This is a genomic window from Paenibacillus sp. 1182, assembly GCF_017833915.1.
Taxonomy (GTDB): domain Bacteria; phylum Bacillota; class Bacilli; order Paenibacillales; family Paenibacillaceae; genus Paenibacillus; species Paenibacillus polymyxa_D.
In genome coordinates this window covers 74076-100263 of sequence record NZ_JAFICR010000009.1, presented here as the reverse complement: position 1 = coordinate 100263, position 26188 = coordinate 74076, and the positions used below count along the sequence as shown (strand labels likewise).

20 protein-coding genes and 1 riboswitch are annotated in these 26188 nt (G+C 47.9%); of the genes, 4 read left to right on the top strand and 16 right to left on the bottom strand.

The window, feature by feature from the left end:
- Positions 1-105: 105 nt before the first annotated feature.
- The 5 genes from JOD82_RS18475 to gcvH all read right to left on the bottom strand — a co-directional run bounded on the left by JOD82_RS18475 (position 106) and on the right by gcvH (position 6136).
- The gene (locus tag JOD82_RS18475) at positions 106-1251 is read right to left on the bottom strand and encodes a mannitol-1-phosphate 5-dehydrogenase (RefSeq protein ID WP_069012488.1); all 1146 of its coding nucleotides are present in this window, start codon (positions 1249-1251) and stop codon (positions 106-108) included.
- The gene (locus JOD82_RS18470) at positions 1248-1682 is read right to left on the bottom strand and encodes a PTS mannitol transporter subunit IIA (protein ID WP_069012487.1); all 435 of its coding nucleotides are present in this window, start codon (positions 1680-1682) and stop codon (positions 1248-1250) included. The genes JOD82_RS18475 and JOD82_RS18470 overlap by 4 nt, the downstream gene beginning before the upstream one ends.
- A complete protein-coding gene (locus tag JOD82_RS18465) occupies positions 1679-3757 on the bottom strand; it encodes a BglG family transcription antiterminator (protein ID WP_069012486.1) in 2079 nt (692 codons plus the stop codon). The genes JOD82_RS18470 and JOD82_RS18465 overlap by 4 nt, the downstream gene beginning before the upstream one ends.
- 81 nt (positions 3758-3838) lie before the next feature.
- Positions 3839-5317, bottom strand: coding sequence for a PTS mannitol transporter subunit IIBC (locus JOD82_RS18460; protein ID WP_069012485.1), 1479 nt, complete (start codon positions 5315-5317; stop codon positions 3839-3841).
- Between the two features lie 426 nt (positions 5318-5743).
- A complete protein-coding gene (gene gcvH, locus JOD82_RS18455; protein WP_069012484.1) occupies positions 5744-6136 on the bottom strand; it encodes a glycine cleavage system protein GcvH in 393 nt (130 codons plus the stop codon).
- A gap of 392 nt (positions 6137-6528) precedes the next feature.
- Positions 6529-6628: riboswitch (glycine riboswitch) on the top strand.
- A gap of 176 nt (positions 6629-6804) precedes the next feature.
- Here gcvH and gcvT point away from each other — a divergent pair.
- The 3 genes from gcvT (at position 6805) to gcvPB (ending at position 10879) form a co-directional block, all read left to right on the top strand.
- Complete coding sequence (gcvT, locus tag JOD82_RS18445) at positions 6805-7905, top strand: glycine cleavage system aminomethyltransferase GcvT (RefSeq protein WP_209949780.1); 1101 nt, start codon at positions 6805-6807, stop codon at positions 7903-7905.
- A gap of 125 nt (positions 7906-8030) precedes the next feature.
- A complete protein-coding gene (gene gcvPA, locus JOD82_RS18440) occupies positions 8031-9386 on the top strand; it encodes an aminomethyl-transferring glycine dehydrogenase subunit GcvPA (protein ID WP_029515700.1) in 1356 nt (451 codons plus the stop codon).
- Positions 9383-10879, top strand: a complete 1497-nt coding sequence (gcvPB, locus tag JOD82_RS18435; protein ID WP_069012483.1) for an aminomethyl-transferring glycine dehydrogenase subunit GcvPB — start codon at positions 9383-9385, stop codon at positions 10877-10879. Before gcvPA ends, gcvPB begins: the two co-directional genes overlap by 4 nt.
- Before the next feature lie 119 nt (positions 10880-10998).
- On the opposite strand, the gene ptsP is transcribed toward gcvPB, so the two are convergent.
- The 10 genes from ptsP to JOD82_RS18385 all read right to left on the bottom strand — a co-directional run bounded on the left by ptsP (position 10999) and on the right by JOD82_RS18385 (position 23894).
- Positions 10999-12711, bottom strand: a complete 1713-nt coding sequence (gene ptsP / locus JOD82_RS18430) for a phosphoenolpyruvate--protein phosphotransferase (protein WP_029515702.1) — start codon at positions 12709-12711, stop codon at positions 10999-11001.
- Complete coding sequence (locus JOD82_RS18425) at positions 12704-12979, bottom strand: HPr family phosphocarrier protein (protein WP_013372579.1); 276 nt, start codon at positions 12977-12979, stop codon at positions 12704-12706. The genes ptsP and JOD82_RS18425 overlap by 8 nt, the downstream gene beginning before the upstream one ends.
- Before the next feature lie 110 nt (positions 12980-13089).
- Positions 13090-15135, bottom strand: coding sequence for a glucose-specific PTS transporter subunit IIBC (gene ptsG / locus JOD82_RS18420; protein ID WP_069012482.1), 2046 nt, complete (start codon positions 15133-15135; stop codon positions 13090-13092).
- A 238-nt stretch (positions 15136-15373) separates the two neighbouring features.
- Entirely contained in the window at positions 15374-16249 is an 876-nt protein-coding gene (glcT, locus tag JOD82_RS18415; RefSeq protein WP_029515704.1) for a glucose PTS transporter transcription antiterminator GlcT, read from the bottom strand.
- Between the two features lie 189 nt (positions 16250-16438).
- Entirely contained in the window at positions 16439-17974 is a 1536-nt protein-coding gene (locus JOD82_RS18410; protein WP_069012481.1) for a flotillin lipid rafts scaffold protein FloT, read from the bottom strand.
- Between the two features lie 48 nt (positions 17975-18022).
- Positions 18023-18541: an NfeD family membrane protein gene (locus tag JOD82_RS18405; RefSeq protein ID WP_069012480.1), complete on the bottom strand. Its 519-nt coding sequence runs from the start codon at positions 18539-18541 to the stop codon at positions 18023-18025.
- A 174-nt stretch (positions 18542-18715) separates the two neighbouring features.
- The gene (locus JOD82_RS18400; RefSeq protein ID WP_069012479.1) at positions 18716-19879 is read right to left on the bottom strand and encodes an iron-containing alcohol dehydrogenase; all 1164 of its coding nucleotides are present in this window, start codon (positions 19877-19879) and stop codon (positions 18716-18718) included.
- Between the two features lie 184 nt (positions 19880-20063).
- Positions 20064-21707 carry a UDP-glucose--hexose-1-phosphate uridylyltransferase gene (locus JOD82_RS18395; RefSeq protein ID WP_029515708.1) on the bottom strand — a complete coding sequence of 548 codons (1644 nt, stop codon included), beginning with the start codon at positions 21705-21707 and terminating at the stop codon, positions 20064-20066.
- Positions 21708-21724: 17 nt separating this feature from the next.
- Positions 21725-22714, bottom strand: coding sequence for a UDP-glucose 4-epimerase GalE (gene galE, locus JOD82_RS18390; protein WP_013311504.1), 990 nt, complete (start codon positions 22712-22714; stop codon positions 21725-21727).
- 1 nt (position 22715) lies between these two features.
- Positions 22716-23894 (bottom strand): galactokinase, encoded by a 1179-nt coding sequence (locus JOD82_RS18385; RefSeq protein WP_029515710.1) that lies wholly within the window; start codon positions 23892-23894, stop codon positions 22716-22718.
- A gap of 219 nt (positions 23895-24113) precedes the next feature.
- Between JOD82_RS18385 and JOD82_RS18380 the strand changes: the two genes are divergently transcribed.
- On the top strand, positions 24114-24980 hold the full coding sequence (locus JOD82_RS18380; protein ID WP_069012478.1) for an AraC family transcriptional regulator: 867 nt from the start codon (positions 24114-24116) through the stop codon (positions 24978-24980).
- 126 nt (positions 24981-25106) lie between these two features.
- On the opposite strand, the gene mgrA is transcribed toward JOD82_RS18380, so the two are convergent.
- Complete coding sequence (gene mgrA / locus JOD82_RS18375; protein WP_039272878.1) at positions 25107-26105, bottom strand: L-glyceraldehyde 3-phosphate reductase; 999 nt, start codon at positions 26103-26105, stop codon at positions 25107-25109.
- Between the last annotated feature and the right edge of the window lie 83 nt (positions 26106-26188).

The following is a 26188-nucleotide window of genomic DNA, read 5'->3' as shown; positions in this document are numbered from 1 at the left end:
TATAAAAATCCTCTTGAAGCACATCTCTACAGAACACGCTAGTGTTGATGTGGATGCTTTGTCTTCAAGAGGATTATCGAAATTTAATGTTAGTAATCCGTTGTTTTATGAATTTATAATATCATATTGCTCCAATATCTGCCGATGTAACGGGTGGTCTGCGGTTATGGAAGTATAACGCGTCAGCGCCACACCCAGCCCTTCGTTGCGGATCACCTGCTGAAGCTCGACTGCCTCGGGGTCTTCCGTAATATCAAATTTACAGGCAGCAGCCATTCCTAACGCCAGATGATCCGTCGGAATGCCATACTCCTGCGCTTGGAGCGCGGGACGTACAAGACGGTCATTGGGAGACAGCTTGCGTAATGGTGAACGTCCGACCCGAGTAACATCGTCTATTAGATTAGGGTTGCGGAAGCGATCCAAAATTTTAGAGATGTACTTCCTATGCTCCTCTTGATCCAAACCGAAGCGCTTCACAAGCACCGCTCCCGTTTCCTCCAGTGACCCTTGTATCGAATCCACCACCTTGCTATCCTTCATGGCCTCCTGAATGGTAGCATAACCTGCGGTATAACCAAGATAAGCTGCCACGCAATGTCCCGTATTTACCGTGAACAGCTTTCGTTCAATGTAAGGCTCTAGATCCTGCACGTACAGGATACCTTCGATTTCTTCATGCTCAGATGCCATTTGCGAACGATCCACCACCCACTCGTAAAAAGGCTCTACCTGCACATGTAACGGGTCCTCGTGTTGCTGGATCGGCACAATCCGGTCTACGGCAGCATTTGGAAAATACACCGAAGCCTCAGCCTTGGCACGGGTCGCCTCATCTAATAGCGCAAAAACATGCTCTTTCAGTTGCGCACTACCTCCGATTGCATTTTCACAGGCAATCACATGCAGCGGCCTCGCTCCTCTCTCTACCCGCCGCTTGATTCCTTCCGCAATACCTGCTGCTATGTGCTTGAGGATGCTGACCCCTACCGCGGTCGTTACCAGATCTGCGTGGTCTACTGCATCGGCTACAGCCGCTGCATCCTTGCCGTCAATCGCCGTCACATTCGTGACCAGCTCCGTATCCTTTGTATCATTGGCTAATTCTACGGTGTATTGTTTACGACGGCGTAACTCGGATACAAGGGTGTCGTTGACATCTGAAAAAACAACCTCATAGCCTGCACGCGACAGAATCAATCCGATAAAGCCGCGACCGATATTTCCTGCTCCAAAGTGGACGGCTCTCATAGCTCCAGCTCACTTTCGAACAGATCTATAATTTCCTGTGGGGTCACCGCATTGCGAAGTTTATCCATATTTTCTTCCTCCGCACACACCACAGCGATACTCGTCAAAATCTCCATATGATCGCCGCCTTGTGCTGCAATGCCGATTACCATGTATGCTTTTTCTCCCCCAAAATCTACGCCTTGCGGAAACTGGACGATGGAAATGCCTGTGGATTGAATAAGCGTCTTGGATTCCTTGGTGCCATGTGGAATAGCCAGCCCGTTCCCGATATAGGTGGACACGATCTCCTCGCGTTCCAGCATCTTGTCAATGTACTCACTTGAAATATGTCCTGCATCCAGCAGGATTTGTCCAGCCATACGAATCGCCTCATATTTGTCTTTGGCGGTTGCATTCATTTTTACTTTGTCTATCGTCATAATACTCACGGTAGGTTCCTCCCTGTCCCTAATTTACTGTGTAAAAATCCAGCTAGCTCACTCGATATATAATTGACAATATGATCCCTGCTACCGTGTTCCAGTAGCGTAACCATGTCTTCCTGCAAGAGTAATGCACTAATCTCGCTCAATACCTCCAAGCTTTCTCTCGGCAGCTCACGAGGTCCCAACATGAGCAGCACGCATTCTACCTGTTCGCCTGTATCCGCCAACAGCGGCTCTGCCAGCTTATACAAGGTAAGCGAAGGTTTGCGAATATAGTGGCTACGCGTATGAACTAAAGCAATGGAGGTATCAGAGATCACCTGACTACCTTGGCGCTCTCTTTCCATGAGTTGTGCAGCAACCGCAGAAGGCTCTGTAACATTCCCCCGCCCCGCCTCCAACATGCATATAGCCTCTACGGTCGCCGCCATATCCATCTCCTGATTTTCCAGCGGGTACACTTGAAATTGCTGTACAATGTGTACAATTTCATCGAGACTTTTCCGCAGACCGGTAAGCCACTCCATGTCCTGACCGGGCTGAACGACGTGTTCCTGCTGATGGTCATCAGGATGATTGAGTGTAATATGCTGGATAAATTGACGCAGGCGATCACTCTCCTCCTGCGTCAGCAGCGGGCTGATCTTAAGATAGCGATCTGGTTCAAGCGGTAGCTCTACTGTCGAAATGATCAGATCATAATCCTCCTTGGGGATCCGCGCCGCCTCGTACCATGAGGCCCTATCCACAATTTTGATCTGTGGCAGCTCTTTGGCGAGCCTTGTTGCCAGAAGTCTGGATGAACCAATGCCGCTCGTGCAGACTACGATGGCCCGCACCTCCCGCCGCAATTGTCGCAGCCGCTCCAGCGAAGCGCCGAAATGCATGACGAGAAATCCGATCTCTTCATCAGGGACTTTCATTTCTGTCATGTCCGCCGCAGCCTTTTTCACTGAGTCGAATAAGCTGCTGTAATCCTTGCGGATTTGCTGAAGGAGGGGATTACGAATCGACTTGCCTTCCTTCAAACGTTTGAATACCGGAGCCATATGGGCAATCAGTCCTTCACGCAGAACACGGTCCTCTTCCAATGGCGTGCCTGTTTCTTCCTCCACACGACGAATCAACTCATGAACCGACTCCAGCAGTACAAGATCATCGAGCGGCAGCAGCCGGGTAGAATGATCCTCGGCATCACGGAACAGCAGCCTGAAATAAGATCGTTCCGGGTCCGGAAAGTTAATATCCAGCGCCGCTGACAATTCTGCGCATATGCGTTCTACCATAGCTGTACGCAGCATGATATTCTCATCCGAATCTGTTTTTAAATAGGAGAGAAGAGGATCCATAACATACCCGAGTCGTAGACGTGCCAGCGAAACGCAAATCTGAATCAGCAACTCCATATATTTGCTTTCCACCATGTTTTCCAGCCACTTTTCATGGGGCTGCCAGAGGGCCTTTTCCACGATCAGCAAGTTCCCTCTGCCAATCATCTCCAGCAATTTGTCGGAGACACGAGTCACAGAACGAACCTCTCCCTGGCTGGAAAACAGATCAGATTCATCCAAATGTTCGAGGGCCAGCTCGGAAATCGCCCGTCTTTTGTCTATCTCCCGTCCGGTAATCTCGACACCATATCCCCGTCTGCGGACAAGCACGAGCCCTCGATCTCCGATCCAGTCTTGTAATTCGTCCAGATCATGACTGACCGTAGTTACCGTGACTTTCAGATCTGAAGCCAGCGCCAGCAGCTTGATCGGCTCCCGTGTATCCAGCAGCATGCAGAGAACCACGATCTTTCTCTCCTCAGCCGAATATTCGTCTGGATTCGTATACAGCAATTGCTTTCGCAGGCATACAAGCTGAGCTGGGTCTGCATCTATACAGATACCAATCCCTGACTTTTTCTCCAGCTTCACCTCATGAGTTGCCAGCCAATGCTCGACTGCGCCCAGTTCCCGATGAACCGTCCTTGTGCTGACATTGATCTTCGTGGCAATTTCCCCGGCAGTAACCTCTTTGGACTGCTCCAGAAGATATTCCACGATGTCACGTTGTCGTTTCGTAATATTCATAAGCGCATACCGTTCCTTCCCAAGCTCATCCCTCCAGCAGGAGACGTACACTGCATACAGTCCGCCTGACTATGACGGGGATTAAGAATCGGATTTCAGACGTTCAACCAGCGCTTCGTATTCAGGACTCTTCAGAAAATTGTCAATGGAAATGTGTTCAGCATTCGGGACTACTGTTTTAGCCCGGTCTGTCAACGTTTTTTGCGTAATGACAATATCCGCATCCTGTGGAATTTCACTGATTGCCGTATTCGTAACTGTTACGCCTACGCCCGCCTGCTTCATTTTTTTGCGTAAAATCGAGGCACCCATCGCGCTTGAACCCATACCTGCATCACAGGAAAAGACAATCTTGTTCACTTCGGATTTATCCTTGAGCGTTCGATCTGCGACAATCTCGGCAGCACGATCAGATTCGTGGTTATCTTCCATTACAGTGGCGTTAGCACTGGCACTCTTGCTTTGACTTTTCATATCTTTCAGGCGAGATGCAGCTTCCTCCAGCCCCTCTTCTTGTTGCTTACCTGTCTTGAGTAACACTGCTGCAACAGCAAAGGATACGACCGCAGCAGCGATCACCCCGCTCAGCATTGGCAAATATCCACCTTTTGGCGTCATTAGAAAATAGGCGATGATACTACCCGGTGAAGGAGCAGCAACCAGTCCGGCACCTGTCAACATGAAACAGAAGGTTCCCACAACACCGCCAGCTATAGCTGCAAGAATCAGAATCGGCTTCATCAAAATATAAGGGAAATAAATTTCATGAATCCCGCCGAAAAAATGAATGATGACTGCGCCAGGAGCTGACGACTTCGCAGAGCCTTTACCGAACAGACAGTAGGCCAGCAAAATACCAAGCCCCGGCCCAGGGTTGGATTCCAGCATGAACAGTACGGATTTGCCTGTTCTTGCAGCTTCCTCCAACGCAATCGGACTCAATACTCCGTGATTCAGCGCGTTGTTTAAAAATAATACTTTTCCGGGCTCAATAATGAGGTTGACAAGCGGCAATAGCCCCGCGTTCACGAGGAACTGTACCCCTGCCGACAACACTTGACTGATCATTTGTACAACCGGGCCGATCGCCACATGGGCAAGCAGTGCTAGAATGGCACCGATAATCCCGGCCGAAAAATTATTGACCAGCATTTCAAAGCCTGATCTGACTTTGCCTTCAATGGCCTTGTCGAACTTCTTCAATATCCACGCAGCCAGCGGACCAGCTACCATCGCGCCCAGGAACATCGGGATATCGGCTCCTACTATGACACCCATCGTCATGATGGCACCGATCACACCTCCACGCTGTCCGTGAATCATCGTGCCCCCTGTATAACCAATCAGCAGCGGCAACAAATAATTTTTCATCGGATCAACCAACTGTGCAAAACCTTCGTTCGGGAACCATCCGGTCGGAATAAAGAGTGCCGTAATCAACCCCCACGCAATAAAGGCTCCCATATTGGGCATAACCATACCGCTAAGAAAACGGCCAAAACGCTGTACGGCGACACGAGTGCCTCCTTTTGAACTTGGCTTTGCGTCCAATGTACTCATATTCAAATCCTCCTTGTAGGTAAGCATCACTACCTTTTCTTAAAATTCATACTAAATGACAGCGCTATCTTCATCAACGAAATGAAAACGTACTTTCGTCATGAACGTTGATGACAACATTTAAATTTAAATTATCCAGGAAGATATTATACCTGCATAATTCTTCTTAATATGACCTGTAGCTATAGAAATTAGTCGAAAAACCGCGCTGGATTATGTATGATTCCTATATGGGGACAACCCACTATATCAGAACAACACACGTAATTACGTTTTCAAAAAAAGACAAAAAAATAGCCGCTACGTCAAATCATAGCGACTATTTTATACAAAAATCGAGCAAACTAACGATGCTCTTATTCAATTAAAAATCAATATAAAATTCCGAATAACACGCTATTATTTCATGCTGCATTGCTCTATTTATTACTCCGAAATCAACTGCTCATACTGATCCGCCGACAGTAGTTTGCCCAATGATTCCTCCACATCTTTATCCATCTCTACTTCTACCATCCAACCTTTGTCATATGGAGATTCATTCACTAGCTCAGGTGTACCTTCCAGCGCTTCATTCACTTTTAATATGGTTCCCGTCACCGGAGCAAAAAGGTCGGATACCGTCTTCACCGATTCAATCGTACCGATCTCCGCTCCCTGCTCAATCGTTACTCCCGCCTCAGGTAATTCTACAAAAACAATATCACCCAGTTGGTGCTGTGCAAAGTCTGTAATACCAATCCGCACCGTTCCATTCTCTGTCCGCTGAACCCACTCATGTTCGTCTGTATACCAAAGTTGCTGCTTCACTTCACCCATTCTGTTCCCCTCACTTCCATATGAATAAAATCGCATTTGCTCACCTGTATTAGACAGGTTAAGATTATGACAATACGAACACTCATGTCAATAATACTAACAAAAATACTTCATATCACCTCCTATAGCGCTCTATATAAAAATATAATAATTTATAACAAACGCTTACATATCCTTATTTATATATTAAATGTTTTTTCTATTGTTTTTGATGACATTTTTATTGACATTTTGAATGAATTTGCGTATTAATGGGTTATAGCAAATACTTTGGGAAACACCCGACAACTGCAAACGCGGATGAACGCAGAGGGAGAGACTGCCAAAAAGATTCGCATAGCTGTTGCCGCTTGTGAGACAGTTGTGCACGCGAATCGGATCAAGTTGTTATCTGCAAAGCCAGGTAATATACTGCTGATCCCGAAGGTAGCGCCGAAGGAGTAAGCCTGCATTGCAGGTGAATCTCTCAGGCAAAAGGACCTCTGCCGGACGCATCTCTGGAGAGCATTCGCTATTGGAGCGGATCACCCAAGAGGAAACCCGGTACATACCGGGGTAACTTTCTGGTATCAAGGACAGAGCTGAAAAAAGAGTATAGACTGCTGTCTATACGTTTTTTTCGGCCTGTCTTTTTTGTTTTGCCGATCACACCGGATAGGAGTGGAAACATGACTAATTTGCGAAAAACACCGCTATATTCGTCCTACGGGACGCAGTCTGGGGTTCGTTGTATTGACTTTGGCGGCTGGGAGCTCCCCGTTCAGTTTAGCGGTATCCAAAAGGAGCATGAGGCCGTCCGGCAACGTGCGGGTTTATTCGATGTATCGCATATGGGTGAGTTTTTGGTTGAAGGCAAAGAGGCCGAAGCTTTTCTACAAAGGGTGACCACGAATGATGTCAGCCAGTTGGAACCAGGTCAGGCACAATATTCACTCCTGTGTTACCCCGATGGAGGTGTAGTAGACGACCTGCTTATTTACTGCAAAGGACCGGAGCGCTACATGCTCGTTGTGAACGCCTCCAACATTGATAAGGATTGGGATTGGTTACTTCGTCATGTGCCTGCATCCGTTCACATGGAGAATGTGTCTGATTCAATAGCATTGCTGGCATTGCAGGGACCGGAAGCAGCACGTATTGCCGCAGCCGTGGCAGATACGGATATTACGAATCTGGCATCTTTCCACTTTCATGAGAACGTGCCATTGTTCGGAGCAAAAGCACTCGTCTCACGAACCGGATATACGGGCGAAGACGGTTTTGAATTTTATGTACCTGCTGCGGAAGCACCCGCCGTATGGGAGGGTTTGCTTCGTTCCGGTGAGTCGTATGGGCTGATTCCCGCTGGACTTGGTGCTCGGGATACACTACGCTTTGAGGCTCGGTTGCCGCTGTACGGACAGGAGCTATCTGCCACGATTTCACCACTTGAAGCCGGTCTAGGGTACTTCGTCAAGCTGAATAAAGGAGATTTTATCGGTAGAGAAGCACTGCAACGTCAGAAAGATCAAGGGATTCCTCGTAAATTGATCGGGCTGGAAATGATTGATCGCGGCATCCCACGCGCCCATTATCCGGTATTCGCAGAAGGACAACGCATCGGTGAGGTCACAACGGGGACTCAGTCGCCCACCTTGAAGCGTAATCTGGGCCTCGCCTTGGTGGACAGTCGTTTTAGTGCCCTCTCCACACCGCTGGAGGTTGAGATTCGTGGCAAACGCCTGCGTGCCGAGGTAGTGGCAGCACCCTTTTATAAACGCCCGCGCTAATCTTAAACTCTCTTCATTCCAATAAAGCAAACATGTCAGATATGAACTTCCGGGTTTTTCAGCTCACACTTTTTTATTAGCTAATTACGATTTAAAATTTTGCTTTTCGAAAGGAGCCAGAACCTATGAAGCAGCATCGTTATCTCCCTATGACTGAACAAGATCAAACCGAAATGCTGCGTGTGGTGGGTGTATCATCCATTGATGATTTATTCAGTGACATTCCAGAGGCCATTCGATATCAAGGGGAACTCCCTCTTTCTTCTCGACTCGATGAGAAAGCCTTAACCCGCCACTTGGCCGAGCTGGCTGGACACAACGCCAATACAGACACACATGCCAGCTTTCTTGGCGCAGGAATTTATGATCATCATATTCCGTCGGTCATCCAGCACATCACTTCACGCTCGGAATTCTATACAGCCTACACCCCCTATCAGCCGGAAGTAAGCCAAGGCGAGCTACAAGCCATTTTCGAATTTCAGTCGTATATTTGCGAATTGACGGGCATGGCTGTAGCTAATGCCAGCATGTACGACGGAGCGACTGCACTGGCGGAAGCGGGCTCACTGTCCGCCGCAGCTACCCGCCGTAAACAGCTTATCGTATCGAGGTCCGTCCATCCAGAGGCACGTCAGGTATTGGCAACCTATGCACGCGGATTGAATTTGGACATCGTGGAGATCGGCTGTTCGGACGGTGTAACGGATGCTGATGCGTTAGCGGCGGCCGTATCGGAACAGACCGCGGCTGTTTTGGTCCAAAGCCCCAACTTTTTCGGAGCCGTGGAAAATCTACAGCCGATGGCTGACCTCATCCATGCACACAAAGGTCTTTTGGTCGTCAGTGCCAACCCACTGGCACTTGGCTTGCTGGAGACACCCGGCAAACAGGGCGCGGATATTGTGGTAGGAGACGCGCAGCCACTTGGCATCTCCTCTTCTCTCGGCGGTCCGACCTGTGGATACTTTGCCGTTTCTCAGGCACATATGCGCCGTATCCCCGGCCGTATTGTGGGTCAGACCACTGATCGCAATGGTAAACGCGGCTTCGTGCTGACCTTGCAAGCGCGCGAACAGCATATCCGCCGCGAAAAGGCCACCTCTAACATTTGTTCCAATCAAGCGTTGCTAGCTTTATCTGCATCTGTATACTTGTCTGTTATGGGTAGACAGGGGATCAAGGAAGTAGCCGAGCTAAATTTGCATAAAAGCCGGTATGCTTTAGAGCAATTGCTGAGCTTGAAGGGCGTAACTGCCTCGTTTAACGCACCGACCTTTAACGAGTTTGCCCTGAGACTGCCTGAGGGTACAGATATGAGCAGACTCCAGGCCGAGCTGCTAGCTGCTGGATTTATCGCTGGCTACGATTTGGGCCGGGACTATGAGGAACTTGCTGGTCACATGTTGATTGCCGTGACGGAGCAAAGAACCAAAGAAGAGATTGACCAATTTGTGCACACCTTGGGGGGATTGCTATGACACATACCGGACAGGATCAGAAACAAGAGCTGTTAAAGGAACACGATCAAGCGCTCATTTTTGAATTGAGCCGTCCGGGTCGCATCGCCTATTCCCTTCCCGAGTGCGACGTTCCCCGTCGCCCGGTGGCAGAGCTTTTGCCAGACTATACGCTGCGCAGCGAACCTGCAGCATTACCCGAGGTATCCGAAGTAGACGTTATTCGGCATTATACCGCCTTGTCCCGGCGCAATTTTGGCGTGGACAATGGATTTTATCCGCTCGGCTCCTGTACGATGAAATACAATCCGAAGGTGAATGAGGATGTCGCCCGATATACAGGCTTCGCCAAAATCCATCCATATCAGCCCGAGGAGAGCATCCAGGGTGCCATGGAGTTGCTGCATACGCTCCAAAATGATTTGGCTGCGTTAACTGGCATGGATGCCGTCACGCTTCAGCCCGCCGCGGGCGCCCATGGCGAATGGACCGGGCTGATGATGATTCGCTCATACCACGAAGCACGTAGTGAGCGACGTACCAAGGTGCTCGTGCCGGATTCGTCGCACGGAACGAACCCCGCCAGTGCAACCGTCGCAGGCTTCGAAACAGTCACCCTTCCTTCCACCCCTGAGGGGCTAGTGGATCTGGATGCGCTGCGTCAAGCCGTAGGCAACGACACTGCTGCGCTCATGCTGACCAACCCGAACACGCTTGGGCTGTTCGAGAAGCAAATCACTGACATTGCTGCCATCGTGCATGACGCGGGGGGTCTGCTCTACTATGACGGGGCGAACTCCAACGCCATCATGGGGATTACCCGTCCCGGAGATATGGGCTTCGATGTAGTGCATCTCAATTTGCACAAAACGATGAGTACCCCGCATGGTGGCGGTGGCCCCGGCGCTGGGCCTGTCGGCGTAAAGCAACGGCTCATCCCTTATTTGCCCAAGCCGCTTGTCGCACGGGATCCACAGGGGGTGTACCACTGGGACCGGGAACAGGGAGATTCTATTGGACGGGTTAAAGCCTTTTACGGGAACTTCGGTATTCTCGTCCGTGCCTATGCCTATATCCGTAGCTACGGTCCTGATGGCTTAAAGCGTGTATCGGAATGTGCTGTACTCAATGCCAATTACATGATGCATCGGCTCGCTCCATATTTTGATCTGCCCTACCCTGGACATTGCAAACACGAATTCGTGATGTCAGGGCGAGGCTTGAAAAAATTTGGAGTGCGCACGCTTGATGTAGCCAAACGTCTGCTTGATTTCGGCTACCATCCACCTACAATTTACTTCCCGCTGAATGTAGAGGAGTGCATCATGATCGAGCCCACGGAAACAGAAAGTAAGGAAACACTTGATGCTTTTGTCGACACTATGATTCATATTGCGCGGGAAGCAGAAGAGAACCCTGAGCTGGTGCTCAATGCACCATATACTACTCCAGTCACACGATTGGACGAAACTACTGCAGCCCGCAAACCTGTACTGAATTGCTCATGCAGTTGAAAACAAATTCTACTTAAAGGATGCAAAAAAGCCGGTATCTAATTAGATACCGGCTGCTGTATGTACACAGCAATTTTTTGTTGGAAAAAGATATAACCTTTGAAATGTAATACCCTTCCTTAGCCTTCGATGCTTTGAACCAATTCAACAACCTGTTCTGCTGTTTGCATGTCCAGAGCTTTTGTAGCCAGTTTTTCCATGTCCGCACGGGACAACTTGGAAATTTGACTACGTGCTGGCAGAATGGAAGTGGCGCTCATACTGAACTCATCAAGTCCGAGACCCAGCAGCAACGGAATTGCTGTTGTATCTCCTGCCATTTCGCCACACATACCAACCCAACGTCCTTCACGGTGAGCGGCATCAATAACCATTTTCACCAGACGCAGAATGGATGGATTGTATGGTTGATACAGGTAAGAAACCCGCTCGTTCATGCGATCCGCTGCCATTGTGTATTGAATCAGATCGTTTGTACCGATACTGAAGAAATCTACTTCTTTTGCGAATTGGTCAGCCAATACCGCTGTAGAAGGAATTTCTACCATGATGCCCAGTTGAATTTCTTCGGATACGGATACACCCTCAGCTACCAATTTTTCCTTTTCTTCCAACAAAACAGCTTTAGCTTCACGGAATTCGTTCAGCGTAGCAATCATTGGGAACATGATGCGCAAGTTACCATGCACACTCGCACGCAACAAAGCACGCAATTGAGTGCGGAAAATATCCTGGCGATCCAGACACAGGCGAATAGCACGGAATCCGAGGAACGGATTCATTTCTTTCGGCAGGTCCAGATAAGGAAGTTCTTTGTCACCACCGATATCCAAAGTACGGACTACAACCGGTTTACCTTCCATTCTTTCCAGAACAGTTTTGTACGCTGTATACTGTACTTCTTCGGATGGAAGCTTATCGCGTCCCATGTACAAGAACTCCGTACGGTACAAGCCAACGCCTTCACCACCGTTGTCCAGGACACCAGCTACATCATTAGGCGTACCAATATTGGCTGCCAGTTCGACATGGACACCATCGACAGAAACCGTAGCTTCGCCGCGCAGCTTGCGCCACTCTTCGCGTTGCTTGTCGTATGCCACTTGTTTAGCACGGTATTCTGCAACAATCTCTTCGGTAGGGTTCACGAATACGTGACCATCCAAACCATCAACGATAATCAAATCGCCGCTTTTAGCTTGAGACAATATATTTTTCGTTCCCACAACTGCAGGAATTTCAAGTGAGCGAGCCATAATAGCCGAATGCGAAGTACGTCCGCCGATATTCGTTGCAAAACCTTTAACAAATTCACGGTTCAGCTGAGCTGTGTCGGAAGGTGTCAAATCTTCTGCAAGCACAATCGTTTCTTCGGCAATTTCTGCAGGACTAACAAAATGAACACCAAGCAGGTGATTCAGGATCCGCTTGGTTACATCACGCATGTCCGATGCGCGTTCTTGCAAATAGGCACTTTTCATGTTTTCAAACATGGAAATGAACTGTGTAGCTACTTCATTCAAAGCATAGTCAGCATTAAGCTGCTCGTCTCTGATTTTAGCTTTAACCGGATCGATCAATTCAGGGTCATTCAAAATGAGCAGGTGAGATGCAAAAATTTCTGCTTTTTTCTCTCCCAGTTCCTTAAGCGTTTTCTCCTTAATCGATTCCAATTCGGTTTGAGATTGTGCCAAAGCCGCATCCAATCTTGCGATTTCAGCTTCAACATCACCAACCGCGCGTCTCTCTACAGCGTAATTCGGATGCTCCAAGATAAACGCCCGGGCAATGGCTATGCCTGCCGAAGCGGCAATCCCAGAAATCTTAAGCATGAACTTCGCCCAGCCCTTCGTTGACGATTACATTTTCAAGAGCTTTCAGTGCTTCGGCAGCTTCAGCGCCTTCGCAGATAATGTTAATAGTATCGCCTTGTTCCAGACCCAGAGACAATACACCCAGAATGGATTTCAAAGTTACTTTTTTACCGTTAGCTTCGGCAAAAGATTCAGCACCGCTGAATTTGTTAGCTGTATTTACCAGCGCAGTTGCAGGACGTGCATGGATACCGTCTTCATCCGTAATTCTAAAAGTTGTTTGCATAATTTGTTCCTCCCACTTTCCTAAAGATAATATTTGTTTACACGCAGTATACCGAATAATTGATCAGACGGCCTAAGCCGCCTAATCAACTAATCCGAAACACATAGAGTTTATTTTATCGTAATTATACCATCTTCGCCAGCCTTCAATACTCCAGTTTTGTTTAAAGTTACCGAAGAACCTTCAGGAAGGTTAGTAAAAATGACAGGTGAGATGATGGATTTAGCGTTTGCCTTCACGTATTCCAGGTCTACTTTCATAATAGGCTGGCCAGCTGACACAAGATCGCCTTCGTTCACCAAAACGTCAAATCCTTGACCTTTAAGCTTCACTGTATTCACCCCGATATGAACAAGCACTTCTTTACCGCCATCGGATTGGATACCAACCGCATGCTTGCTCGGGAATACATTGAATACTTTGCCGTAAACAGGGGACACAATCGTTCCATCATTTGGCACGACCGCAAAGCCGTCACCTGTCATACGTTCTGCAAATACCGGATCGGGAACCGTCGAGATATCAACCAATTCGCCGTTAACAGGCATTACAATATCTTCTACAATAATGGTTTGTTGTTCTTCTCCAGCTTCCTTCTCCTCTTGTGGAGCAGGTTGCGCCGGAGCTGGTGCAGGTGTACGTCCAGCCATGATATCAGCCATTTGAGTTTTAATGGTGTCGGAACGTGTACCGAAAATTGCCTGTACATTGTTACCGACTTCAAGGACACCCGATGCGCCAAGTTGTTTCAAACGAGCTTTGTCAACGTTCGATTTCTCATTAACCTCGATCCGAAGACGTGTGATACAAGCATCCAGATGCTTGATATTCGATGAACCGCCGAAAGCTGCCAAAATGTTGTGTGGGAGCTCGTCACTACTACCAGTTGCTGCGCCATCCACATTTTCTGTGGCTTCTTCACGCCCTGGTGTTTTCAAGTTGAATTTCCGTATGATGAATCGGAATCCGAAGTAATAAATAACTGCCAAAATCAGACCGACGATGATTACATACCACCAAGGCGTACGGGTTGGAATAATCCCGAAAATCAGGAAGTCAATAAATCCGCCTGAGAAGGTCATACCGATTTTGACATGTAAAATTTGCATGGTCATAAATGACAGACCTGCGAATATACAGTGTACTGCAAACAGCAGTGGAGCTACGAACAGGAAGGAAAATTCCAGTGGCTCCGTAATACCTGTCAAGAACGAAGTCAATGCTGCTGAACCCATAATACCTGCTACATATTTTTTGTGTTCTGGTCTTGCTTCATGGTACATCGCAAGCGCTGCTGCTGGCAAACCGAACATCATGAATGGGAATTTACCCACTTGGAACGTACTTGCTGTCAAAGCCACTCCGTCGCGAAGCTGGCTGAAGAAGATCTGCTGGTCACCGTGAACAGTTTGACCTGCTTTGTTAACATATTCACCAAACTCAAACCAGAACGGTGAATACCAAATGTGATGCAAACCAAATGGAATCAGCGCGCGTTCGATAACCCCGAACAGGAACGCCGACAAAGTCGGGTTGGAATACACCATAAAGTGAGATACTGCGTTAAGTCCTTGTTGAACTGGAGGCCAGATCAGAACCAGTGCTAGTCCGACAATAAGTGAGGATACCGCCGTTGCAATTGGAACGAAACGCTTACCCGCGAAAAAGCCCAGATACGAAGGAAGCTCAATTTTGAAAAAGCGGTTGTACATGGCTGCGGCCAGTATACCGATGATTATCCCGCCGAACACCCCGGTTTGAAGCGTTGGAATTCCCAACACGTTCGCATAACCCGGTATTTTTTGAGCAATCAGACCAGGTGTGACACCCACGGCTGTACCCAGAGTAATGTTCATAACGAGGTAACCGATGATGGCAGCCAGACCTGCTACACCTTCACCGCCCGCCAGACCGACGGCTACGCCGACTGCGAACAACAGTGCCAGATTATCAAAAACGATTTGTCCGGCATTCATCATGATCGTCGCAACCGATTGAACCCAGCCCGCATTTAATGCCGGAATATACTGGAGAAAATCAGGATTGACCAGCATGTTACCGATACCCAATAAAAGCCCCGCAGCTGGCAAAATCGCTACAGGAAGCATTAATGCTTTACCGACACGCTGTAAAACGCCGAAAAGCTTTTTAAACATACCTTCCACATCCTTCTCTGAAATTTAGAACAGAGGCAAAACAACAAAAAAGGCATGAGCCGATTTAAGTATGTTTGAAAACAACCTTGGGATATAGCTTACCCCAGTAGGCTGTAAACAATCATAACTTAAAACAACTCATGCCTGATCGAATCAGTAACACGTTAAATGTTCAGTTGTTGTCTTCCTCATTGCAAAATTGATTATAGCACCCCACTAAATGCGAGGCAATACTTTTTTATTCCGGTTTTATCACTTTTTGTTGCTCCCCCTGCTCTTTGCGTTGGGACAACCGCTGCAGATGCATTGTCAAATAACTAACCTCAGCCGGATAAACAGGTTTACGTAGCCTTTTCTCCATAATCTTCGTCAGTTTCCAGGACAGCATATACATTTCTGGATATTCTTCATTCAAAAGCTTGTCCAATCGATAAATCTCCTGCACAATCTCTCCCCGGCGCACACGTTCAATCGCAAACCTCAGATGAGTCAGCAGTCGAGAATAATCAAGGGATTGGAGAGGAATTCGATAATCCAGTGTCGTCTCGACAACCTGAACCATATCAGCAATCAGACGAGAATCCTTCCTAACCTCGGAAATATGCTGGTTTGTCATGGCGCTATAAATATGCAGGGCCACGAATCCGATTTCATCTTCTCCCAGATCTACATTCATCTTATCCCTGATTAAAGCAACAGCCTGCTCAGCCATCTTGTATTCCTGAGGATATATTTCCCTAGTCTCATACAAAAACGGATTATGAATCGTAATTCCCTGTTTATGACGGTTGATGGAAAAAGCGATATGGTCAGTTAAAGCAATCAGAATGTGCTCATTTAGAGGCTTCTTTGCTTGAAGCTGAACAAGATGAAGCACCTCACCGATGACCTCGATGAGCTTTTCATCCAGCTCAGGAAGCAACCGTTTGTATTGCTCCTGTTCTTCATGGCTTTTTAATATAAATAATTTTTCAACTGAATCCAACGGCATAAGATCGCCGGGTCTGCGATTGAAACCGATTCCTTTTCCAATCACGACAACCTCATCATGCTCGGGGTGCATTCCTATAATCACATTGTTATTCAGCGCTTTGGCCACTTTTAGGCTGCTCACATCCGCACCTCTTTTATCAGAACCTTGATCCTAAGAATTATAGCATGAAGCTCAGAGGAATCCACGTTAAAGTACCAAATATTCGGCTAAAGGTCAATAAAAAGAAAACGCTTTTCATCACATTGCCGGAAAATGCTGTGATGAAAAGCGGTCTTTTGGTTAGGGATAGAAGCTCCCAAAGACTTATCGTTATTCTTTATCTGTTAGTGCTGCCTCCACCGAGGCTGGAAGAGGCTGCTTGTTCGCTTCACCGGAGGACGGCACGGAATGAAGGCCTTTTTTCCCAGTGGTAAGCCCCTTGATTAACTGTTCCACATCAATACCGGATACACTCTTCAGCATCTCGGGCGCCGTAGCCATCAGTTCGGTGACATAATTACTGACACGCGCTGCTCCTTCTCCTTTTCCTGTATCAACTACGGTGAGTTTATCAATGGACGCAATCGGTTCGGCAATACGTCCAGCCAGATCAGGCAACATTTTTACGATAATATCAAGCACGGCAGCCTCTCCAAACTTCTGGAACGCCTCCGCCAGTTTTTCCTTGGCCTCCGCTTCTGCAAGTCCACGCAAACGGATGACATCTGCGTCTGCCGTACCTTTGGCGCGTTCGGCATCCGCTTCTGCTTGCCCGTTTAGACGTTTTTGTTCAGCTGACGCTTTAGCCTGTGTCTCAATCGAGTATTGCAGTGATTCAGCCTCACGCATTTTACGCGATTTATCTGCTTCCGCCGCTTGTTCGACCGCATACCGATCGGCTTCTGCCTTCTTTTTCACTTCCGCATCATATTGCTTTTCACGTACCTGTATTTCCTTGGATTGAAGGTCAATTTCCCGTTCTTTGCGCACCAGCTCGACCTTCATCTGCTCCTCGACGGCAGTCTGCTTGGCACGGGCCTCCTGGATGTGATAAGCCTGATCGGCTTCTGCCTTCGCTGTATCCTGTTCTTTTTTAAACGAAGCCACTTTCAGTTCTTTCTCTTTGGCTGCCTCGGCAATGTTGGTATCTCGCAGCAGTTCGGCCTTCTGGCCTTCCTGTTCCGCACGCGCCTTCTGAATCCGGGCATCCCGCACAGCTTCGGCTTCCGCAATCTCAGCATCCCGTTTCACAGCGGCAATTCTCGGCTTACCAAGCGCATCCAGATATCCGTGCTTATCACGCACATCTTTGATGGTGAATGAAACAATTTGCAAGCCCATTTTTTTTAGATCACGAGCAGCCACGCCCTGTACTTCCTGCGCAAACCGATCCCGATTACGATAAACTTCCTCCACTGTCATCGAGCCGAGGATTGCGCGTAAATGCCCTTCCAGCACTTCCTGAGCCTCTCCCCTAAGAGCCTCCAGTGGCTTCCCGATGAACTGTTCGGCTGCTGTAGCCACATCTTCAATAGAACTGCCGACCTTGATGATCGCCACACCATCCGCAATCACGGGAACTCCTTGCTCCGTATACACTTCCGGTGTGGTTACGTCCAGTTTATGGGATAACAGAGAGATGAATTCGGACTGCTGGAAAATAGGCCAAATGAAGGCCCCCCCGCCGCGTACAATTTTAATTTTACGTCCAGAGTCATCCTCGGAAATATTTTTATTTCCCAGAAAAGAACCCGTCACAATCATTCCTTCATCCGGCCCTACCGTTTTGTAGCGGGCCCAAAAGGCGATCCCTAATATGACAATAACGATAACAACAATCCCAGGGACCAGCACAATATCTTGCAAATTTGACACTCCCGATCACGCTCCCTTCAAGTTAAGCGAATGCGCCGTCTAGGTGTCCAGGTACGCTACGCGGACGACGCCCTCTGCGACCTCAACCACGACGATACGGGTTCCCGCAGCAAGCGGTTTGTGATCGAAGCTCGATGCTGTATGTATGGTGTTGCCTGCACCCAAGCGGATCATAACCTCCCCGTAACCAACCTCAGGAACAGGAATGGTGACCTCACCAATCCGGCCATTCAGCTCACGCATGGAGAAGCCGCTGGAAACCTCCGAATTCGTCATGGGTTTGATAAACGCAAAGAACACGAGTATTCCGATGACAAACGAAATCCCTAAAGCAAGCACGACGACCCATCCCGTGCTCAGCCCGGTATACTTTGTCAGCAGTACTCCAGCTCCGCCAAAAGCGGTCATGGCTCCAAGTAAAACGACAGGTCTGAACCAATCAAGGCCCGGCAGCTCCAATGCACCATCCAGCCAACTACCGAGTACATCCCCGATCAGCACACTGACCACGGTAAAGATAGCGCCCCCTGCCAATAGCCACCAAAATATGATTTCCATTCGACTCCTCCTTCCATGTACCTTTTCAGTCTGGTTTCCAGTCTATAACTATGTTTACGTATTCAATCTTAAAAAGTTTCAAAATTTTCCTCCAATATCCCAAATCAAACCCAAAAAAGCACGTTCGTACGTCTAATGACGCACAAACGTGCTTTAAATGATACAAATGTCGTTTTACAGGGATGCTTTGTAAATTTCGACTACATCTTCGCGATTGAGCTTGTTAAAGCCACCAAAAGATCCGAATTTCACAGCTTTATCAGCCATAACATCGATTTTGGACGCATCAATCTCGTAATCAGCCAGACGGCTTGGTGCACCAATCGAGTTCCAGAAATCACGCAACGCCTGAATACCTTCCAGCGCCACTTCCTCATCACTCTTGCCTTCTGGGTTTACATGGAACACATTGACCGCCAATTGTTTGAAGCGTTCAGGCTTCACATGCAGATTGTGTTTCATCCAGTTCGGGAACAGAATAGCCAGTCCTCCACCATGTGGAATATCATAAACAGCAGACACCGCATGCTCGATATTGTGAGTAGCCCAGTCACCTGTTAGCCCCATGTTCAGGAAGCCGTTCAGCGCCATCGTACCACAATACATAATTGTTTCACGCAGCTCGTAGTTTTCCAGATCGTTGACCAGACCTGGAGCCGCGTCCATTACCGTACGCAAAATCGTTTCGCACCAGCCAAGTTGGACCGGAGTATTGGATTCCAGATGGAAATAATGCTCCAGCGTGTGTGACATCATATCTACGATTCCGTAAACCGTTTGATTTTGCGGCAGTGAGTATGTGTTCACTGGATCAAGAATAGAAAACGCAGGGAACGCAAATACGCTGCCCCAGCCCAATTTTTCCTGTGTTTTTTCATTTGTAATAACAGAACCCGCATTCATTTCAGAACCAGTGGCTGCCATAGTTAAAACCGTACCTAATGGCAATGCTGCCTGTGGTGCCGCTTTACGCTCTGCAAAATCCCACATGTCGCCATCATATTTTGCACCAACAGCAATGGCTTTGGAACAATCCAGCACACTACCGCCTCCTACAGCCAGAACGAGGTCGATTTGATGTGTTTTACACAATTCCACGCCTTTATGTACTGTAGATAAGCGAGGATTCGGTTCCACACCAGCCAGTTCCGTTACCTCTGCACCGATTTCACCAAGCAAACCTATTACATTATCATACAAGCCGCTGCGCTTAATGCTGCCGCCGCCATATACAAGCAATACACGTTTACCATATTTAGGAACTTCACGCTTGAGAGCCTCCAATTGTCCTTTACCGAAGATCAATTGTGTAGGATTATAAAATTCGAATGCTTTCATCGCAAACGCTCGCCTCCAATAGTTCTAAAGTTTAATATTAAGAAACTACTCTATTATAACCTTTTCGGTTACAGGAAACAAATCTGCTTTGTTTTCAGAAAAAAACCACACTCCTTGAGGAGCATGGTTCCATGTCATATCTTGGGAGGGTTCTCGTAGTATAGTATGTGCTTCGCAAGCAATTTTATTCTCCCAAAGTATATCCCAATTGTTTCATAAAACGACCAAAGGCCTGCTGTCCGGACGGATTCCGTTTATATACTCCTGCATGCTCTAAAATTTCACTGAATTTCAGTCCAACCTCATTTTGTATGGTACGAACAGCCGTCTCCTTGTCAGGCAAACGACCGAACCGAGTGTTTAACTGGTAAATCCAGTCTGCATGCTTAAACAGCGGATGTCCTTCTTGCTGTACAGCCACAGCCAGTTTGTCATCCCCACACAAAATATCTGCAATTCCATCCAGTTCATCCTTGAGCCGCCCCGGTAATATGGCAAGTCCCATAACTTCGATCAGACCGATATTTTCCTTCTTGATGTGATGCATCTCGCGGTGAGGATGAAAAATACCTTCCGGGTACTCTTCACTCGTTCGGTTGTTGCGCAGTACGAGATCCATCTGATACCTGCCTTCGGAATCACGGCGCACAATCGGCGTCACAGTATTATGCGGAATCGTTTCCCCCTCTTGCTCTGTATGAGAGAGGACATCAGCTACAGGATCACTATAAGCTTTCCAGGCTTCAAAAGCAGCATTTCCCGCTTCCAACAGCGCCTCGGCATCTGTTGACGTAAAACGGATGACCGACATCGGCCAATTTACAATCCCTGCTGTAACCTGCGGGAACGCTTCATTATGGTATACGCCGTCCACACCCGCTTTTTCAATTGGGAATGTATGACGACCACCCTGAAAATGATCATGGGTCAGAATCGATCCGCCGACAATCGGCAGATCCGCATTGGAGCCAATAAAATAATGCGGAAACGCTTTCGTAAAGGCCAGTAATCGGCGCAGTGTATCCTTCGTGAGCTTCATCGGTACATGATTATGATGGAACACGATGCAATGCTCGTTGTAATACACATAGGGTGAATATTGAAAAAACCACGGTTCCCCATTCAATTCCACCGGAATGATACGCAAATTTTGACGGGACGGATGATTTACTCTTCCTGCATATCCAACGTTTTCACGGCATAATTGACACTTGGGATAAACAGGCGGCGGCAAAAGCTTCGCCATCGCAATTTCCTTGGGACTTTTTTCTGGCTTGGACAAATTAATCGTAATTTCCATATCTCCGTAAGATGTCGACTGATTCCAGTACACATTGCTGGCAACCCGATCCATTCGGATGTAGTTCGAATCGATAGATAATTGATAAAAAGCATCAGTCGCCGCCTCTATGCCACGTTCAGCCTCCGTTTGATGAAAGTCACGGATGACTTCAGATGGTCTCGCCATCAGTAGGCCCATAATTTTGGAATCCAGCAAATCACGATACGTATCTGTGTTTTCGGGGATAAGGCCTATGGCAAAACCATAATCTATCAATACATTAAGCACAGGCTGGAGGGCTTCAGGGGCCATAATGCCCCCTACATCCCTACCTGAATAAGGCTCGGAAAAACCAAACTGATCCAATAACAAATTACGGCTGTAATCTGTGTCTTGCGGACCGACCAAGCCCTTATTTTGTGCGAATGCAACCAGTTGCTCCACCGCATATAGAGCCGACTGCTGTACAGTTTCGTCGATGTCATGGGCCAGATGCCGGGAATGTTCCCGGCCTTGGCCTTTATCTGCAGATTGGCGCTCGCTCATATGTCATCGTCTCCCGTCTATTCGTCGCCGTAGCCGTGAGGGTGCGACTGATGCCATCCCCATGCTCCGCTAATAATATCCTCCAGTTGGGTACGCGCTGGACTCCAGCCCAACACCGAACGAGCCTTGTCAGAAGATGCAACCAATATCGCTGGATCGCCTGCGCGGCGAGGTTCTGTCACAACTGGAATCTCGAGCCCGGTGACCTTGCGTGCTGTCTCAATTACTTCTTTCACAGAGAAGCCCTGTCCGTTGCCCAGATTGAACACGTTGCTGTCATTGCCTTCGCGCAAATAATTTACTGCACGCACATGAGCATCCGCCAGATCACTTACGTGAATGTAATCCCGAACACATGTGCCGTCAGGTGTCGCATAGTCCTCACCAAACACAGCGATGTGTGGACGCTGTTTCAAGGCTGTCTGGAGCACCAATGGGATCAGATGACTTTCTGGTCGGTGATCTTCGCCGATCTTGCCGCTCTCATGCGCACCAGCCGCATTAAAATACCGTAAAGACACATATTTGATGCCTAAAACTTTATCAAACCACGACATCATGCGCTCCATCATCAGCTTTGTTTCACCATACACGTTGGTTGGCTCTGTACGGTCACCCTCTTCAATCGGTACCTTTTCCGGTTCGCCGTAGGTAGCCGCAGTAGAGGAAAATACAATTCGGCGCACTCCGGCATCTTTCATCGCCTCCAACAAGCTCAGCGTGCCAAATACATTGTTGTCGTAATATTTACCAGGATTTTGCATACTTTCTCCAACCAGCGAGTTGGCTGCAAAATGGATAACTGCATCGATACTATTTTCAGAGAACAGTTTGGACAGTAATTCTTTATCCCTCAAATCCCCTTCATACAACTTGCCCCCAAGCAACGCTGCTTTGTGCCCGGTTTGCAAATTATCCAGCACCACAACTTCTTCTCCCAGATCCAACAATTCTGCTACGGTATGTGAACCGATATATCCAGCTCCACCTGTTACTAAAATGGCCATGTTATTCGTCCTCCTTCAGTTCTTTAACTCCGTCTCCTGCCTTGCATACATAAAAGCTGGCTTCCAGCCCTGTGCGGGTCTGATAAGCTTCGCCGACTTCCTTCACAAAACGTTCAACATCGTCCTCATGAACCAACGAAACCGTACACCCTCCAAATCCAGCTCCCGTCATACGAGCACCCAACGTGCCAGGAATGCGTCGGGCTTCTTCAACCATGACGTCCAGCTCCGTGCAGCTGACCTCATACAAATCGCGTAATGAATCATGAGAAGCATTCATTAACTGACCAAAAGCTGCAAGTTCATTCGCCGCGAGAGCATCGACAGAGGCCAATACACGAGCGTTTTCCTCCACCACATGCTGTGCCCGCCGACGCACTGTTTCGTCCGTGATGTGGTGCTGAAGCTCTCCGAAACGCGTCTCATCCAGCTGAGCGAGGTATTCCAGTGACGGCTCCTGCTGCTGCAAAATGGACAGTGCTTCGGCACATTGGCTACGACGCTCGTTATAGGCCGAGTCCACCAAACCGCGACGCTTATTTGTATTGCCGATCACCAACTTATAATCTCCCGTACGGAATGGAACTTTGCGGTAATCCAACGTATCGCACATCAGTAGAATTGCATGATCAGCTGCTCCGTTCGCTACAGCGAACTGGTCCATAATGCCGCAATTGACACCAACGTAATTGTTTTCTGCTCGCTGGGACAACAAAGCGATTTCGACCGTATCTGTTTTCTGTTTTTCAATAGTGAGGAACGCGTATCCTGTAACAACCTCAATGGAGGCTGAAGAGGATAATCCAGCACCGTTCGGTATTTCTCCGTGATAGAGCAGGTCATATCCCTTAGACGGATAAACTCCCTTATCAGCTAGCTCTACCAACACGCCCACCGGATAGTCCACCCACTCATCCGTTTTGTTTTTACCTATTTCTCCGCGGGAGATAGATACTTCATACGACAGGTTTGTCGAAGCAAAATGAATCTCATCATCATTACGCGCACGAAGGATCAGCGTCGTTCCAAATTCCAGCGCAGCCGGGAGTACATAACCACCATTATAGTCGATATGCTCTCCAATCAGATTGACACGTCCAGGTGCATGAAATATCCGCAGTTCATTGCTGCTTTCACCATATTTTTTAATAAAATGTTTCTTTAATTCAGTAGAGTTCATATCCGCATCCACCTCGTATACCGTTAGTAAAGGCCACCTGATTTCCCTGTAACATCTTAATCAGGTTGACATCTCTTATGATTTCAGTATAAATGAAAGCGTCACACAATGTAATGCATCCATGTGTTTAAGCTATGGATAAATGTGACTTGGATATGTACAATGTAAGTATACCGCATACGCTAAACTATTCACAAATGCAGGAAGGATGACCCTATTTTGCAAACGCATTCATATAGTTATGCTGTCGCCTCTAATCCAGTGTTTTATGAAAATAGCCCACTGCATGTGCTTTTTGCAGGAGAGAGCCAAACCAAATCCGGTCATGCCGTAGGGCCGAAAATCTATGATTACTATCTGCTCCACTTTGTAGAATCGGGCAAAGGCATCTTCCGAACGGAACAGCACACATATCAGCTTGAAGTAAACGATTTTTTCCTTATCCATCCTGGTCAGCTGGTGAGCTATACCTCTGATGAAGAGGAACCGTGGCGTTATCGTTGGTCTGCGTTTACTGGACACCATACTGAGCAGGTGGTGCAGGAGGCAGGGTTGCGTGTTCACCAGCCTGTCTTCCATGCTTCCGATCAAAGTCCAATCCCCGGTTATTTGAAGCAAATGCAATTGGCCTTTTATAGCAGAAAATCTAGTTCTCATTTATCAGCCTTGGGCTATTTGTATCTGATTATGGGGGAAGCAGGCAATTACCTGAGCGACTGGACTGATCCGTCCGGGGCGGATTCACAAATTCAACGTACAGTCAAGCAGATGGTGCAATATATGTCCACTCAGTACGCACATCCCGTTTCCATTGAGCAAATGTCTGAAGGACTTGGTTATAACCGTGCGTATTTGTCACGGATATTCAAAAAGGAAACGGGCATCTCCCCCGTCACCTATCTGCTTAAGCTAAGAATTGACAAATCACGTCAACTGCTGCGTGAGCGTCCTGAACTATCGGTAGAGCAAGTGGCCGCTTCGGTCGGACTAACTGATGCCTTATATTTCTCACGTCAATTCAAGCGCTTCTGTGGTCAGTCTCCAACCGAGTACCGAAGCAAGGTTAAGCAGTATCCACAGTCGTAAAACAGACTTAAACAGCCCGCATCCTTTAAACGGATACGGGCTGTTAATTTATATTGTATAAGAGAACACGAAATTAGGCCGATGACTACAAATTAACTTTCGCCATTAGGCTGTGCCGCCGCCCTGTCAGTTCCCGGCATTCAGAATCGAATCAATCCGATCCAGTTCCTCCTGAGAAAAGTCCAGATTGGATAAAGTAGCAACATTTTCTTCAATTTGGCTTACACGGCTTGCCCCAATCAAGACAGAGGTCAGACGTTCGCCGCGCAGAGCCCAGGCCAGCGAGAATTGAGCCAAACTTTGTCCGCGTGCAGCAGCCATCTGATTCAGGGCGCGTACCTTGCGAAGTGTCTCTGGCGTCACATGGTTCTCATTCAGGAAAACCGATGTACTCGCTGCACGTGAATCCTCAGGAATTCCGTTCAAATATTTATTGGTCAGCAATCCCTGCGCCAGCGGGCAAAAGGCAATGCTGCCTACCCCGTTTTCGTCCAGTACATCTTGTAATCCATTTTCAATCCAGCGGTCAAGCAAGGAGTATTTCGGCTGATGAATCAGAAGCGGTGTTCCCAGTTCCTTCAGAATGCGAGCTGCTTCCGCTGTTTGCTCCGCACTATAATTGGACACACCCACATACAGCGCTTTGCCAGAACGTACGATATGATCCAGTGCTCCCATCGTTTCTTCCAGCGGCGTATCAGGATCAAATCGGTGAGAGTAGAATATATCGACATAGTCCAGCCCCATCCGCTTCAGGCTCTGATCCAGACTAGATATCATATACTTGCGAGATCCCCAGTCTCCATAAGGCCCTGCCCACATATTGTAGCCCGCTTTGGTGGAGATGACCAACTCATCCCGGTACGGTTTCATATCACTGGCTAAAACTTGTCCAAAAAATTCCTCAGCTGATCCCGCAGGAGGGCCATAGTTATTAGCTAAATCAAAATGCGTAATTCCCAGATCAAAGGAGCGGGTAATCATGCTACGGCCATTCTCCGCGTTGTTAATCCCGCCAAAATTGTGCCACAAGCCCAGCGAAATAGCGGGCAGTTTTAGACCTGATCTCCCTGTACGGTTATATTTCATACTTTCATAACGATCTTCGCCAGCTAAATAAACCATGCTATCCCAGCCTCTCTCGAAACATTGTAATGTCCATCACAACATCATCATAGCGCTTTTATCCAGGCGTTGACAAGAAAACG

Excerpts from the sequence above, each read along its gene's own strand:
- JOD82_RS18475 (WP_069012488.1), bottom strand. The coding sequence starts at position 1,251 with ATGAGAGCCGTCCACTTTGGAGCAGGAAATATCGGTCGCGGCTTTATC.
- JOD82_RS18465 (WP_069012486.1), bottom strand. The coding sequence starts at position 3,757 with ATGAATATTACGAAACGACAACGTGACATCGTGGAATATCTTCTGGAG.
- JOD82_RS18460 (WP_069012485.1), bottom strand. The coding sequence starts at position 5,317 with ATGAGTACATTGGACGCAAAGCCAAGTTCAAAAGGAGGCACTCGTGTC.
- gcvH (WP_069012484.1), bottom strand. The coding sequence starts at position 6,136 with ATGGGTGAAGTGAAGCAGCAACTTTGGTATACAGACGAACATGAGTGG.
- gcvT (WP_209949780.1), top strand. The coding sequence starts at position 6,805 with ATGACTAATTTGCGAAAAACACCGCTATATTCGTCCTACGGGACGCAG.
- gcvPA (WP_029515700.1), top strand. The coding sequence starts at position 8,031 with ATGAAGCAGCATCGTTATCTCCCTATGACTGAACAAGATCAAACCGAA.
- gcvPB (WP_069012483.1), top strand. The coding sequence starts at position 9,383 with ATGACACATACCGGACAGGATCAGAAACAAGAGCTGTTAAAGGAACAC.
- ptsP (WP_029515702.1), bottom strand. The coding sequence starts at position 12,711 with ATGCTTAAGATTTCTGGGATTGCCGCTTCGGCAGGCATAGCCATTGCC.
- JOD82_RS18425 (WP_013372579.1), bottom strand. The coding sequence starts at position 12,979 with ATGCAAACAACTTTTAGAATTACGGATGAAGACGGTATCCATGCACGT.
- ptsG (WP_069012482.1), bottom strand. The coding sequence starts at position 15,135 with ATGTTTAAAAAGCTTTTCGGCGTTTTACAGCGTGTCGGTAAAGCATTA.
- JOD82_RS18405 (WP_069012480.1), bottom strand. The coding sequence starts at position 18,541 with ATGGAAATCATATTTTGGTGGCTATTGGCAGGGGGCGCTATCTTTACC.
- JOD82_RS18400 (WP_069012479.1), bottom strand. The coding sequence starts at position 19,879 with ATGAAAGCATTCGAATTTTATAATCCTACACAATTGATCTTCGGTAAA.
- JOD82_RS18395 (WP_029515708.1), bottom strand. The coding sequence starts at position 21,707 with ATGAGCGAGCGCCAATCTGCAGATAAAGGCCAAGGCCGGGAACATTCC.
- galE (WP_013311504.1), bottom strand. The coding sequence starts at position 22,714 with ATGGCCATTTTAGTAACAGGTGGAGCTGGATATATCGGTTCACATACC.
- JOD82_RS18385 (WP_029515710.1), bottom strand. The coding sequence starts at position 23,894 with ATGAACTCTACTGAATTAAAGAAACATTTTATTAAAAAATATGGTGAA.
- mgrA (WP_039272878.1), bottom strand. The coding sequence starts at position 26,105 with ATGGTTTATTTAGCTGGCGAAGATCGTTATGAAAGTATGAAATATAAC.